The organism is Prevotella sp. oral taxon 376, from assembly GCF_003043945.1.
In the GTDB taxonomy this organism is placed as follows: domain Bacteria; phylum Bacteroidota; class Bacteroidia; order Bacteroidales; family Bacteroidaceae; genus Prevotella.
On the sequence record NZ_PYXG01000001.1, the window covers coordinates 1,485,968 to 1,500,229 of the forward strand.

General features: G+C 52.4%; 13 protein-coding genes. 7 read left to right on the forward strand and 6 right to left on the reverse strand.

Going from position 1 to position 14,262, the window contains the following annotated elements:
• Nucleotides 1–396: 396 nt before the first annotated feature.
• The 3 genes from C7120_RS06430 to C7120_RS06440 form a co-directional block, all read right to left on the reverse strand.
• On the reverse strand, nucleotides 397–771 hold the full coding sequence (locus C7120_RS06430) for a RidA family protein (RefSeq protein WP_107620836.1): 375 nt from the start codon (nucleotides 769–771) through the stop codon (nucleotides 397–399).
• 234 nt (nucleotides 772–1,005) lie between these two features.
• On the reverse strand, nucleotides 1,006–2,313 hold the full coding sequence (eno, locus tag C7120_RS06435; protein WP_107620837.1) for a phosphopyruvate hydratase: 1,308 nt from the start codon (nucleotides 2,311–2,313) through the stop codon (nucleotides 1,006–1,008).
• A gap of 116 nt (nucleotides 2,314–2,429) precedes the next feature.
• Entirely contained in the window at nucleotides 2,430–2,753 is a 324-nt protein-coding gene (locus C7120_RS06440; RefSeq protein WP_107620838.1) for a cupin domain-containing protein, read from the reverse strand.
• A gap of 191 nt (nucleotides 2,754–2,944) precedes the next feature.
• Here C7120_RS06440 and C7120_RS06445 point away from each other — a divergent pair, with 191 nt between their 5' ends.
• The 7 genes from C7120_RS06445 (at nucleotide 2,945) to rodA (ending at nucleotide 11,246) form a co-directional block, all read left to right on the forward strand.
• Entirely contained in the window at nucleotides 2,945–4,030 is a 1,086-nt protein-coding gene (locus C7120_RS06445; RefSeq protein ID WP_107620839.1) for an alpha/beta hydrolase, read from the forward strand.
• Between the two features lie 719 nt (nucleotides 4,031–4,749).
• Nucleotides 4,750–5,343, forward strand: coding sequence for an IMP cyclohydrolase (locus C7120_RS06450; protein ID WP_107620840.1), 594 nt, complete (start codon nucleotides 4,750–4,752; stop codon nucleotides 5,341–5,343).
• 182 nt (nucleotides 5,344–5,525) lie between these two features.
• Nucleotides 5,526–6,548 (forward strand): rod shape-determining protein, encoded by a 1,023-nt coding sequence (locus C7120_RS06455; protein ID WP_107620841.1) that lies wholly within the window; start codon nucleotides 5,526–5,528, stop codon nucleotides 6,546–6,548.
• 3 nt (nucleotides 6,549–6,551) lie between these two features.
• Complete coding sequence (gene mreC, locus C7120_RS06460) at nucleotides 6,552–7,418, forward strand: rod shape-determining protein MreC (protein WP_107620842.1); 867 nt, start codon at nucleotides 6,552–6,554, stop codon at nucleotides 7,416–7,418.
• 30 nt (nucleotides 7,419–7,448) lie between these two features.
• Nucleotides 7,449–7,949 (forward strand): rod shape-determining protein MreD, encoded by a 501-nt coding sequence (gene mreD / locus C7120_RS06465; RefSeq protein ID WP_107620843.1) that lies wholly within the window; start codon nucleotides 7,449–7,451, stop codon nucleotides 7,947–7,949.
• On the forward strand, nucleotides 7,946–9,796 hold the full coding sequence (gene mrdA, locus C7120_RS06470) for a penicillin-binding protein 2 (protein WP_107620844.1): 1,851 nt from the start codon (nucleotides 7,946–7,948) through the stop codon (nucleotides 9,794–9,796). Before mreD ends, mrdA begins: the two co-directional genes overlap by 4 nt.
• Entirely contained in the window at nucleotides 9,777–11,246 is a 1,470-nt protein-coding gene (gene rodA, locus C7120_RS06475) for a rod shape-determining protein RodA (protein ID WP_107620845.1), read from the forward strand. The genes mrdA and rodA overlap by 20 nt, the downstream gene beginning before the upstream one ends.
• A gap of 14 nt (nucleotides 11,247–11,260) precedes the next feature.
• Here rodA and C7120_RS06480 read toward each other — a convergent pair whose 3' ends face one another.
• The 3 genes from C7120_RS06480 to C7120_RS06490 are packed head-to-tail and all read right to left on the reverse strand — an operon-like array spanning nucleotide 11,261 to nucleotide 14,029.
• A complete protein-coding gene (locus C7120_RS06480; protein WP_107620846.1) occupies nucleotides 11,261–11,716 on the reverse strand; it encodes a gliding motility lipoprotein GldH in 456 nt (151 codons plus the stop codon).
• Nucleotides 11,717–12,916 (reverse strand): regulatory iron-sulfur-containing complex subunit RicT, encoded by a 1,200-nt coding sequence (locus C7120_RS06485; RefSeq protein WP_107620847.1) that lies wholly within the window; start codon nucleotides 12,914–12,916, stop codon nucleotides 11,717–11,719.
• Nucleotides 12,917–12,931: 15 nt separating this feature from the next.
• Nucleotides 12,932–14,029, reverse strand: a complete 1,098-nt coding sequence (locus tag C7120_RS06490) for a DNA polymerase III subunit delta (RefSeq protein ID WP_107620848.1) — start codon at nucleotides 14,027–14,029, stop codon at nucleotides 12,932–12,934.
• Nucleotides 14,030–14,262: the final 233 nt, after the last annotated feature.

Consider the following 14,262-nt stretch of genomic DNA (forward strand, 5'->3'; position numbering starts at 1 on the left):
ATATATGATTGGAATTATACTCTGGTAATTACATCTCCCGGAGGCAATTAAAGGAAACGCCTCCGGGATAGTAATTCAACTAAACGATGAAAAACATCTCACGATGCTAATTTGCCTTACTAACTTATATCTGTACAAAACAATCGAACCGGATTTCCCAATCGGGTCATAAATTGACACTTAACTTAAACAATATTCTTTATTTCATGGTATTTATCTATATCTTGTGCAAAGATAGATGATAGATTTCACTTCGTCAAGAGTTTTAATCGTGTTTTTTATTTCCAGGTATGCTTTTTTTGTGCAAAAGTTGCGCAAAATCATGAGTTTTTTATATCTAAAAAACAAAATAAAAGGCTCTTACATTAATAGAGGGGAAATTCTGTCGTATAGTTCTTATATGGCGGCAATTACCTCTATTTCCACGAGTGCGCCTTTGGGTAAATCCTTGACGGCAACGGCAGAGCGGGCGGGGTATGGCTCGCAAAAGAATTGGGAGTAGACCTCGTTCATGGCTCCGAAATCACCCATATCCGCGAGATAGACGGTGGTTTTCACCACATGCTTGAGGTCTGTGCCTGCCGCCTGCAAAATACTTTCAGCATTGAGGATTGACTGACGGGTCTGTTCGGCCACGCCTCCCTCAGGGAACATGCCGGTTGAAGGAATGATGGGGAGTTGCCCCGATGCATAAACAAGCCCGTTAACTTCGATGGCCTGACTGTATGGGCCAATGGCAGCAGGTGCCTTTTTGGTGTGAATGGCTTTCATAATTTGTTATTTATGGGTTGTGAGTTGTTGATTAATTAGCTACAAACTTACAAAGAATATTTGAATTATAGGTCGGCAAGATGAGAATTTTGCATTCTTTCATGGCTATAGCGAGGTTTCTCTCTGCGGAATGGCTCTCCGGGTAGATAGATAAGGTGATGGATAAATGAAAAATCAGGGATGCCCAAACGGGCATCCCTGATGGCTTATCGTAGGATTTAAATCAACTCAAGATTACTTCAGCTTGGTGAAACCATACTTAGCGACGCCGCCGAGCTCTTCCTCGATGCGGATGAGCTGGTTGTATTTTGCCATACGGTCTGTACGAGACATAGAGCCCGTTTTGATCTGGCCAGAGTTCGTTGCGACCGCGATGTCAGAGATGGTGGTATCCTCGGTTTCTCCGGAACGGTGAGAAGTTACGGTCGTGTAGCCATGACGGTGAGCCATCTCGATAGCTTCGAGGGTCTCTGTCAGCGAGCCGATCTGGTTCACCTTAATCAGGATAGAGTTGGCAGCACCCATCTGGATACCCTTCTGCAGGAACTTTGTATTGGTTACGAACAGGTCGTCGCCCACGAGCTGGCAGCGATCGCCAATTCTCTTGGTGAGCTTTACCCAGTTCTCCCAGTCGTTCTCGTCGAGGCCGTCCTCGATGGAATCGATAGGATACTTGGTGATAAGCTGCTCGAGATAAGCAATCTGCTCGTCGGCAGAGAGCTTCTTGCCGTTAGGATCCTTAGGCATGCCGTTCTTCAGTTCCTTGTAGTTATAGTAGTACTGGCCGTTCTCAACGGTAGCGAACTCAGAAGCTGCGCAGTCCATGGCAATCTTTACATCCTTGCCAGGCTCGTAGCCAGCGTCCTTGATAGCCTGAACGATGCTGTCGAGAGCATCGTCGATGCCGTTCAGTTCAGGAGCGTAGCCGCCCTCGTCGCCAACGGCCGTGGAGAGTCCGCGCTTCTTCAAGATCTTAGCGAGGGCGTGGAAAACCTCTGCGCCCATGCGTATGGCTTCCTTCTCGTTAGGGGCGCCTACGGGGCGAATCATGAACTCCTGGAATGCGATAGGAGCTGAAGAGTGGGCACCGCCGTTGATGATGTTCATCATGGGAACAGGGAGAATATAGGTGTTCGTGCCGCCGATGTAGCGATACAAGGGCAGGTTAAGCGCCTTTGCTGCTGTCTGGGCGACTGCCAAAGAAACGCCGAGGATGGCGTTTGCGCCAAGCTTACTCTTGGTAGGAGTGCCATCAAGCGCCAGCATCTTGTAGTCGATGGCGCGCTGGTTGAGTACGCAATCACCCTTCAAAGCAGGAGCGATAACATTGTTTACATTATCTACAGCCTTCAAGACTCCTTTGCCTCCGAAGCGCCCCTTGTCGCCGTCGCGGAGCTCGAGAGCCTCGTTCTCACCTGTAGAAGCGCCTGACGGTACGCTCGCACGACCCATTACGCCATTCTCCAATGTTACTTCAACCTCAACAGTAGGGTTGCCTCTTGAATCGAGGATTTCTCTTGCATGAATTTTTTCGATTTTCATTTTTCTTGATGTTAATTTAAAAACTGGTACAAAGATACTATTTTTTCTCTTATTACGCAATATCTCCTGTAATGTTTTACATTACCTCCAGATTTTTTTAAATTATTTATACAAAATCAAGATTTGACCATCGTGATGATCATCTTGAAGTCTTGGTCTGCCCGCACGGCGTGCACATGCGTTGCGGGAATCATGAACACTTCGCCGCTCTTTACCAGATGCTCCTCGCCGTCGAGAACCATTATCATCTCGCCGTCCGTTACCTGTATGAAGGCATCTAAGGGAGCTGAATGTGGACTGAGCTGCTGGCCCTTGCTGAAGGCAAACAGCGTGATGCTTCCCTGCTCGTTATGCAGGAGTTCCATACTGACGATGCCACCATCCTGGTAGCCTACCACCTCATTCGGATTCAGGGCCTTGCCCTTTTCAAACTTTGTCATGTCTGTACTTTTTTTCGTTGATTCATCTTCCCGGAATGACCAGCAAAAGATATGCCAGAAATCTTAAGATGCCGACAGGGCGACCCTTGTGGCCGCGAAAAAGTAAAATAATTACTTTTCCCCGTAACCCGTTTATCGGGCAGTGTCGGATTTTTTGCTACCTTTGGGCCGAAAATTAGAAAGATGAAGACATGAGGAAAAGTTTAATCATGCTGGCATTGCTTGTGATGGAGACATCCTTTGCCGGCGCCCAAAGCAATGATAATATGAATAATGTAGCACAGAAGGCAGCAGAGGAACAGCTGACCCTGACACAGGAATGGGACAAAGTGTTTCCCAAGAGTAATCAAGTGGACCATAAGAAGGTAACTTTCCATAATCATTTCGGCATCACATTGGCAGCCGACATGTATCTTCCGAGGGGGGCAAAAGGCAAGTTGCCAGCCCTCGCGGTAGCCGGTCCCTTCGGGGCGGTCAAGGAACAGTCTTCCGGGTTGTATGCGCAGGCCATGGCGGAGCGTGGCTTTCTCACGATAGCCTTCGATCCCTCGTTCACCGGAGAGAGTGGCGGGCAGCCTCGCGACATGTTCTCCCTCGACATCAACACCGAGGATTTCATGGCCGCCGTCGACTATCTGGGCAATCTGGAGAATGTAGACCCTGAGCGGATAGGCGTCATCGGCATCTGCGGGTGGGGTGGCATCTGCCTGAATGCCGCTGCCGCCGACCCAAGGATAAAGGCTGCCGTTGCCGTAACCATGTATGACATGCCGCGCGTGGGAGCAAACGGATATTTTGACAAGGGCACTGCCGACGACCGCTACGAGATGAAACGGCAGATTACGGCATTGCGCACGCGGGAATACAAGACGGGGTCTGTGGCGACCGCGGGCGGCTGCCTGGAACCGGAAATGGCGAGGGCGCAGAACATGCCAGACTTCGTTCAGCAGTATAGCGCATACTACAAGACCAAGCGCGGATATCACAAGAACTCCGTCAACTCCAATGCCGGGTGGAAGACCCAGGCTCAGCTGGGCTGGACAAACAATGAGATTCTGACGCATCCGGAGGACCTCCGCAACGCGGTTCTTATCGTGCACGGCGAGAAGGCGCACAGCCGATACATGGGCGAGGATACCTTCAAGAAGTTGACGGGCAGCAACAAAGAGTTGCTGATAGTGCCTGACGCTACGCACACCGACCTCTACGACGGGGGCGATCATGGTTATATCCCGTTCGACAAGATAGAGGACTTTCTGAAGACGCATCTCAAGTGATGGCTTGATGGCGCGGGGCGGCGGCACCTTTTGCCGCCCGCTTCCCGTCGGGCGAGCCTGGAGCGGCCCACTCCGGGCTTCCTCCCATGTTTCAGGCGATGGGGTTATCGCCTGAAATTGTTTATATATTTTTGCGATTTTATTGGTTTGCGAAAAGGTGAAGCAGTATTGGGATTGACACATTTCGCAAGAGATGAAGGATCTGGGAGTGACTTCCCGGGCAGTCAGGTACGGCCGGAAGATGCATTTTTCCGACCTTTTGACCGTTAAAAGCGAGAAAATGGGGCTGTAAAAAGCGGCAAGAACCACCGCAAAAGGCGGCTTCCGGCATCCCTTTTAACGGCTTCCGACCCGACAAAAGGCCGTCTTTTACCCTTGTGGGGGCTTCCGGAAGGGCAAGCGGGCCCTAAAAGAGTCTTTTCACCGCGTTGAAATTTCAGGCGGTTTTCGAGGCGAATGTAAGGTCCGTTCAGAAAGCGGGCCTTTATTTTTGCTTGTCAGTAAAATATTTTCATATATTCTTTTGCCCTTCTTCCAATTCCTGTTCATGCGGCAGGGTGTGGCAAAAGATGATTTCGCAAATATCTGTTTTTCCGCCCTAAAAGTTGACCTAACGCATAATAATGTGAAAAATCAAGCTTTTTTAAGCCGGAAATGATGGGATAGTCGGGAATATTTCGTAAATTTGCAGTCTGAATATTCAAAGACGATCAATTATAATGGCTGAAGTAAAAGAAATCAAGACTGCCCTCATCTCCGTTTTTCACAAGGATGGATTGGAGGACTTACTCCGGAAACTGAGCGCTGAAGGCGTCAGGTTTTTGTCCACCGGAGGAACTCAGGAATTCATCGAGTCGCTCGGTTACGAGTGTCAGAAGGTGGAAGATGTAACCACTTATCCCTCGATTCTCGGGGGGCGCGTAAAGACCTTACACCCGAAAGTGTTCGGGGGAATCCTTGCCCGTCGCGACCATGAGGGCGACCGCGAGCAGATGCGGCGGTATGAGATTCCCGCGATCGACCTTGTCGTTGTAGATCTCTATCCGTTTGAGCAGACCGTTGCGAGCGGGGCCGGCGAGGCCGACATCATCGAGAAAATCGATATCGGCGGCATCTCCTTGATTCGTGCGGGAGCCAAGAATTTCAAGGATGTGGTCATCGTTCCGAGTAAGGCGGAATATGGCTTGCTCCTCGATATCCTGAACGCGAAAGGCGCGAAGACCGACCTTGAGGATCGCAGGATGCTGGCAGCCCGTGCCTTCGGAATCAGTAGCCATTATGACAGGGCCATCCATGAGTGGTTCCAGAAGTAGGTGCCTGCGGGCAGAAGCTTCTCTCCTTGCTGCCAAAAGGGCAGAAGGATGATGTCCGGACATAAAAAAACAATCAACAAAAGAGGAAGGATGGGAAAGCTGAGAAGGAGCGCGGGCCGCCATGGAGCAGGCCGCTCTTACCATCAGCCGCTTCTTACTTTCTAAAAACAACAAATCAAAATATGGGATTTTTTTCATTCGTTCAAGAAATTGCGATGGACTTGGGAACCGCCAACACCATCATTATCAGCGATGATAAGATTGTGGTTGACGAACCCTCAGTAGTGGCCCTGGACCGTCGCACAGACAAGATGATCGCCGTGGGCGAACGGGCAAAGATGATGTATGAGAAGACGCACGACAACATTCGCACCATCCGTCCCCTCCGCGACGGCGTGATTGCCGACTTCACCGCCTGCGAGCAGATGATGCGCGGCCTCATCAAGATGGTTCATTCCGGTTCTCGCATCTTCTCGCCATCGCTCCGCATGGTGATCGGAGTTCCTTCGGGCAGTACCGAGGTGGAGCTTCGTGCCGTCCGCGACAGCGCCGAGCATGCCGACGGCCGCGATGTCTACCTGATTTTCGAGCCGATGGCAGCCGCCATAGGCATCGGCATCGATGTAGAGGCGCCCGAGGGTAACATGATCGTCGACATAGGTGGCGGCTCTACCGAGATTGCCGTTATCTCGCTCGGCGGCATCGTGAGCAACAACTCGATCCGCATAGCCGGCGACGACCTCACGGCCGATATTCAGGAATATATGAGCCGCCAGCACAATGTGAAGGTGTCGGAACGCATGGCAGAGCGTATCAAGATTCATGTAGGGTCGGCGCTTACCGACTTGGGCGAGGAGGCTCCCGAAGACTATGTCGTTCACGGGCCTAACCGCATCACGGCTCTCCCGATGGAGGTGCCCGTATGCTATCAGGAAATCGCCCATTGCCTCGACAAGACCGTGGCGAAGATAGAGAACGCCGTGCTTTCCGCTCTGGAGAACACGCCTCCTGAGCTTTATGCCGACATTGTGAAGAATGGTATCTACCTGAGCGGTGGCGGCGCCTTGCTGAGAGGCCTCGACAAGCGCTTGCGGGACAAGATAAACATTCCGTTTCATATCGCCGAAGACCCGTTGCACAGCGTTGCCAAGGGTGCGGGCATTGCCTTGAAGAATGTAGACAAGTTCTCTTTCTTGATGCGATAAGGCATGCGGAATTTACTGGAGTTTCTGTCCAGGCACAGCCACTGGCTCCTTTTCGTGCTGCTTGAGGCACTCAGCTTCGTGCTCATATTCCAGTACAACAGCTATCAGGGGAGCGTGTGGTTCTCCTCCGCCAATACCGTGGTGGGACAGGTCTATGAGTGGAAGGCGCGGGTGGAATCGTTTTTCTCGCTGACGAAGGCCAACGAGGAGCTGACCCTACGCAACATTGCGCTTGAGCAGCAGCTGAAGGGAATGCAGGCGCGGCTGGCAATTGCCACCGGCGACACCAATGTCCTGCACGGCTCTCTGGCTCGGCAGTTCTCCAGTTATCGGCTGATCAAGGCCAAGGTGGTGAGCAACTCTCTCGACAAGATCGACAACCTCATCACCGTCAACAAGGGTTCTGCCGACGGAGTAAAGGTCGACATGGGCGTGGTGAGCGGCAATGGCGTCGTGGGAATCGTCTATCAGGTGTCCCCGCACTATGCTGTCATCATCCCGGTATTGAACTCCCATTCCAGTATCAGCTGCATGATACAGGACAGGGGCTACTTCGGCTATCTGCATTGGAACGGAGGCTATCGCCATCTGGCTTATGTGGACGATGTGCCCCGGCACGCAAAGTTCAGGAAAGGAGACTATGTCGTAACGAGCGGATATTCCTCCGTGTTTCCCTCGGGAGTGAGGGTCGGACAGATAAAGTATGTCTTCAACTCCCCTGACGGGCTCTCCTATCGTCTGAAGGTGCAGCTTGCCACCGACTTCGGAAACCTCCGTGATGTCGTAATCATTGACAACGCACCCTTGCTGGAGCGGCAGCGACTGCTTCAGGCGGCCAGGGATTCTATCGGGACAAAAGATAATAAGTAGGCATAACAGGCTGAATAACAAGCGTAAAGGATGAATCTGAAATTTCTGAAAGGTATTCTGCTTTTTGTGATTCTCTTGCTGGCGCAGGTTCTGGTGTTGAATCATATCCACCTCTTTGACTGTGCCACGCCCTTGTTGTATGTGTATGTGGTTCTGCTTTTTCGCAGGAACTTCCCCCGTTGGGGCATCCTGCTGATAAGCTCCCTGATGGGACTCCTGGTTGATATTTTCTCTAATACGCCCGGTGTTGCTGCCGCCTCGATGACCTTTCTGGGATTTCTCCAGCCTCATGTGCTCATGATGTTTCTCAATCGTGATAGTGCCGAGGACCTGCAGCCGTCGATGAAGACTTTCGGATTTGCAAAGTTTCTCTATTACGCCGCCATCCTTGTGGTGGTGTATTGTGTCGTTTTCTTTACCGTCGAGACCTTCAGTTTCTTCAACTGGTTGCAGTGGTTGGAGTGCGTCGGAGGCAGTGCGGCGCTGACGGTTCTTCTGGTTCTTGCCATTGAGAATTTGCGTAAAAGATGAAAGACTTCAATCTCTCAAACCGCCGTTTGGTAATAGGAGGAGTGGCCGTGGCAATCGTGGTCGTCTATATTGTCCGTCTGTTTACCCTGCAGCTGTTGAGTGATGACTACAAGAAGAACGCCGACTCCAATGCTTTCCTGAAGAAAATAGAGTATCCCTCACGGGGCCTGATCAAGGATCGCAGCGGCAAACTGATGGTTTATAATCAGCCGGCTTACGACATCATGGTCGTAATGAACGAGGAGAAAGACCGTCTGGACACGCTTGAGTTCTGCGAGACATTGGGCATTACGAAGGCTTTCTTCATCCGTCGGATGGACGAAATCAAGGACCGGAACAAGAATCCGGGCTATTCAAGGTTTACCCGGCAGCTTTTTATGAGCCAGCTTTCGGACCAGGAATTCAGTGTGTTCCGTGAGAAAATGTTCCGTTTTCCCGGCTTTTATGTTCAGAAACGAAGCATCCGTCAGTATCAGTATCCCTATGCGGCACATGTGTTAGGCGATGTGGGTGAGGTTTCTGAAAGCGACATAGAGGGCGACGACTATTATCAGGCGGGCGATTATATCGGCAAGCTGGGTGTGGAACGCTCTTACGAGAAGCAGCTCCGTGGCGTCAAGGGAGTGCAGATTATGCTCCGTGATGCCCACGGAAGAATTCAGGGAAGCTATCAGGACGGGAAGTTGGACACGCGTCCTGTGGCAGGGAAAGACATCACCTTGAGTATCGACCTCGACCTCCAGGCTCTTGGCGAACGGATGCTCGAAGGGAAAATTGGCGCTATTGTTGCTATCGAACCTTCCACCGGAGAGGTCTTGGCGATGGTCTCGTCGCCGGCTTATGATCCCCGTTCGATGGTGGGCCGGCAAAGAAGCCAGACACACAAGGTGCTTTCACGCAATGTGTGGAAGCCCCTTCTCAACCGCGCCATCATGGGGCAATATCCCCCGGGGTCTACCTTCAAGACCTCTCAGGGCCTGACTTATATGACCGAAGGCATCATTTCTCCCGGCACGATGTTCCCGTGCCACCATGGTTTTTATTATCGCGGATTGCATGTGGGGTGCCACGGGCACGCGTCGCCACTCAACTTGGTGCATGCCATCAGCACTTCCTGTAACGCCTATTTCTGCTGGGGACTCTACTATATGATGGGCAACCGTCGTAAATACAAGAATGTCCAGGAAGCCATGAACACATGGCGAGACTACATGGTGAGCATGGGGTTCGGTTATAAGCTTGGCATCGACCTCCCCGGCGAGAAGCGAGGACTGATTCCCAATGCCACTTTCTACGACAGGGCTTATAAGGGTTCGTGGAACGGGCTGACAGTGATTTCCATCTCTATCGGTCAGGGCGAGGTGAACCTCACGCCTCTGCAGATTGCCAATCTGGGTGCGACCATTGCGAATCGCGGCTACTATTATCGTCCGCATATAGTGCGAAAAGTGCAGGGGGAACTTCTGGACACGGCGTTTACGAGTAAGCAATACACGAAGGCCAGCAAGCGTTCGTACAACTATGTCGTGCAGGGAATGCGCTCATCGGTGCTTGGCGGAACCTGTAAATGGCTCGGCCATCTTCCCTATGACATTTGTGGAAAGACCGGTACGGCCCAGAACAGGGGACAGGATCACTCTGTATTCATGGGCTTTGCGCCTATGGACAACCCCAGGATAGCCATTGCGGTATATGTGGAGAACGGCGGATTCGGGGCCGACTTTGCCGTTCCCATTGCCGGTGTGCTGTTCGAACAGTATCTTTCGGGCAAGCTTTCCGCTGCCGCGCAGAAGGAAGCCGAGGCCCTTCAGAAAAGGAGAATAGGATATGGCAAGGCGAACCGATAAGTCGAGTGGTATCATCCGCTCCATCGACTGGTGGACGGTGGGCATCTATCTGGCCCTTCTGGCCTTGGGCTGGATGAGCGTCTGTGGCGCCAGTTATACCTATGGAGACACCGACATCCTTAGTTTCAGCTCCCGTTCGGGTATGCAGATTGTTTGGATTGGCACATCCATTGCGCTGGGATTTGTGCTGCTGATGATAGACGACCGCTTCTATGAAACCTATTCGTATGTGTTTTATTTCCTCTTGGTGCTGCTTGTTTTCCTGACGATATTTAATCCCCATACGATCAAGGGATCGCGGTCGTGGCTCGTGTTGGGGCCATTGCGCCTGCAACCGGCCGAATTTGCGAAGTTCACCACGGCGCTGGCGGTGGCGAAGTTCATGAGTGCCTATGACTTTAATATACACCACTGGAAGGATTTTGCCTTAGCCGTAGGCATCGTATTGCTTCCTGTGGCTTGTATCATCGGGCAGAACGAGACGGGCTCGGCCTTGGTGTATTTCTCCTTCTTCCTCATGTTCTATCGGGAGGGAATGACCGGGAGCATCCTTTTCGCGGCAGTTGCGATGATCATATATTTCGTGGTGGGAGTGAAGTTTGAGGAGCTTTTGCTCTGGGATACGCCGACTTCCGTGGGCAAGTTTGTGGTGCTTCTCTTGATACAGGTTTTCTCTTCCGCCCTCGTCTATATGTATTGCAGGGACAAGAAGAGGGGTCGGATACTCCTTGGAGGCTGCCTGGGAATCACCTTGCTCTTCCTGTTTTTCTCCGAGTATGTCATCCATTTTGATATTACATGGGTGCAGATTGGGCTGACGATATTCATGATAGGCTACCTGGTGTATCAGTCCTTGTCTTCGAGGATCCGCAATTTCCTCTACATCGCGCTGTTTGCGTTAGGCTCCATGGTATTCTTCTATTCTGCCGACTATGTGCTCAACAATGTGATGAAGCCCCATCAGCGGGTGAGGATCAATGTGCTTCTGGGACTGGACGAAGACCTTGCGGGAGCTGGATATAATGTGCACCAGAGCGAGATAGCCATCGGTTCCGGAGGCTTGAAGGGCAAGGGATTCCTGAACGGGACGCAGACAAAGCTGAAATTCGTCCCCGAACAGGACACTGACTTTATCTTCTGCACGGTCGGAGAGGAAGAGGGATTCCTGGGTTCTGCGGGAGTTCTGCTGCTATTCCTCGCCTTGATATTGAGGCTAATATATTTAGCAGAGCGGCAGCCCTTCAAGTTTGGGCGGATATATGGCTACTGCGTGTTGAGCATTTTCTTGTTCCATGTCTTTATCAATGTGGGCATGGTGCTTGGCCTTACCCCCGTCATCGGCATTCCGTTGCCGTTCTTCAGCTATGGAGGAAGCTCCCTGTGGGGCTTCACTTTCCTGCTCTTCATCTTCCTGCGAATAGACGCGGCACGAAATCTGGTAAGAACCTGACGGGTCGCCGGCTCTTATTTCCCGGAAAGAATAATGCCCACATCGCTGATGCCGGGCATGATTTCGCGTTTCATGTCGTGCCGGATGCAGATGCGGAGGCTGTCTCCTTCTTTCAAATGAATCTCTCTGACGGGGACGGTGTACTGGAAATGGCTGATGCCGCTGCCCGTATAGCGGCCGTGGGCATCCACGAGTTCCGGCGTAACGGTGTCTCTCAGCACTTGGAAGTCGGGGATGACGGTAGTCTCCACAATCAGCGCCAGGCGCATGAACGGAAACGAATTGTCTATTCGCAAGCCTAATTCCTCCTGGTAGACACCCGCCTTGGCCATTTTGGGGACATGGAAAGTGAGGGTGTCGTTCTTCTCCCAGCCTCCTATGGGAGTGTGCTCATACCGGTCATAAACTTTGTTTCCGCAAGCCGATAGGACAAGGATATATATTAATAAGGTATAGGCCGCCTTTCTCATTTATTCCTTCGAGTCGTTTCTGGGTTTGCGGTTGGTGTTGTTTCTTTTCTGGTTCTGGTTGCCTTGCTGGTTCGGATTCGGGTGCCGGTTATTCCGATTCCTATTGCCGTTTTTCCTCTTGTTCCTGGTTTTGTCAAACCTGCTGAGGTCGGCCTCGGCAAGCAAGTCTACCGGTTTCTCGGTTTCCTTCAGCTTGCCGTTGTGCTCAAGCGACATTGGCTTTTCGCCCTTGCGGTTCATGTCGATGATTTCTCGTGCGCGTTCCACCGTGATCGTCTCGGTGTTCGCGGCAAGATTCTTGTCGGTGGAGTAGGTGATGAGCCCTGCGAGAATGTCCGATTTGAAGTGGTAGTAGTCGTTGTCTTTTGTCTGGAGGACGACATCCTTGGGCGGCAACTTCTTGCTGGCCTCCATATAATTGTCGATTTCGTAGTTCAGGCAGCACTTCAGCTTGGCGCACATGCCTGCCAGTTTCTGCGGATTGGGAGAGATGTCCTGGATGCGGGCGGCATTGGTTGACACGCTCGAGAAGTTCTTCATCCAGGTCGCGCAGCAGAGCTCGCGGCCGCAGGGGCCTGTTCCTCCGATGCGTCCTGCTTCTTGCCGGGCACCAATCTGCTTCATCTCGATGCGCACATGGAAGGTGTCGGCCAGCACTTTGATCAGCTGCCGGAAGTCCACGCGTTCGTCGGCGATATAGTAGAAGATGGCCTTGTTGCCGTCGCCCTGATACTCCACATCGCCGATTTTCATCTGCAGGCCGAGGTCTTTGGCTATCTGCCGGCTCTGAATCATTGTGGCGTGTTCGCGGCTTTTGGCTTCCTCGTACTTGGTCATGTCCACGGGTTTGGCGATGCGGTAGATGCGTTTGATGTCGTCGGCCGACTTCAGGTTGGCTTTCTTCAGCTGCAATTTGACGAGCTGTCCCGTGAGTGTAACCACTCCGATGTCGTGTCCGGGATTGGCTTCCACGGCAACGGTGTCGCCTTTCTTCAGGTCGAGGTTGTTTACATTGTGGTAATAGCCCTTGCGGGTGTTCTTGAACTGCACCTCTACGAGATCGGTAACCTGGTTGTTACCCGGCACATCGGCCAGCCAGTCATAAGTGTTCAGCTGGTGGTCCTGCCGCCCGCAGCCCCTGCTGCACAGGCCCCTGTCGCAGCCGGTGCATGTCTTGCATTTCAAGTTATTATAGTCCATGTCCTGTCTGTTGAGTTATTTTCTTAAGAGTAATACGATCATATTGAGTGCCAGGTCGAAGAAGACGATCTTCGCGTTGGCGTTCTGCCCGATGTCCCGCTGTGCCTTTTGCAGCGTTTCCGATAGGTCTATGACATTGGTCTCGTTGATGAAGCGGGCAAAGTTCTTCGAGAAGTCCTCTTCTTCCCGGGTCATGTAGTTGAGTTCCGGGCGATGGAAGTTATACATGAAGTTTTCCCTGGTCATGTGCAGGAAATAGCCCAGGAGCCGCTTTTGCTTTTCCCTTCCGAAGCCCGCGACGGCCTCCGTCCAGTTTTTCAGCTCCTTGATGTTGCGCTGGTAGGCAAGCCGCATGAGCATGACGAACATGTCGAGGAATTGCCGGTGCTCGCTGTCGGTGTTCAGCTCTTCGATGGCTTTCAGCCAGCTGCCGTTCGCGATGTGTGCCACTCGCCGCGCCATGTCGGGCTCGAGGCCGCGCCTTTCTACGAGCGCGCGTTCGATTGCCCCGTCGTCGATGCGCTTGAGGTCGATGCGCTGCACGCGGCTGTAGATGGTGTCGATAAGGTGCTCGGGCTCTTCGCAGACCAGGAGGAAGACCGTTTGCTGTGGCGGCTCTTCCAGGAGCTTGAGAATCTTGTTGGCACACTCGCCGTTCATGCGCTCCGGGAGCCACATGACGCATACCTTGTAGCCGCCCTGACTCGACTTGAGGCTCAGTTTCCGTATGAGCGCGTCGCTCTCTCCGGCGCCGATCTGGGCCTGCTGGTTGGCGGCCCGCATGTGCGAGAGCCACTGGTCCATGGTGAAGTAAGGCCCCTCGGCGAGCATCTCGTGCCATTCGCGGATGAAGTCGTCGCTGATCATCTTGTGGTCTGACGAGGTGCCCGCGGGCTTGATGACGGGGAACGAGAAGTGCAGGTCGGGGTGCCCGAAGTTTTTCAGCATCGGACCGTCGCCCAACAGATAGGATGCGAAAGCCAGGGCCAGGGCCATCTTGCCGCTGCCCGTCGGGCCGCACAGCATGACGGCGTGGGGCAGCCGTCGCTCCTCCACCATCTGCATCAGGCGTTTCTTCGTATCTTCTTGTCCTATTACTTCTTCGAAGTTCATTGTGTAGGTGTTCTTTCCGTCTCGGCCGTCAGGGCTGTCGCCGCCCCGTTCTCATCGCCGCTTTGTTGCTTGCTCTTTCTACTGCAAACCGGCTATTAGGCTACAAAGTTAATAAAAAAAAGTGTCATTCCTCGCCTTTTTGCGTTTTTTCCTATAGGAAAAAGAAAAAACACGGGCCATGGCATAGTGGTACCCTGCACGGAAAGAGCGGGATCAGTCATGATTACCCCGTT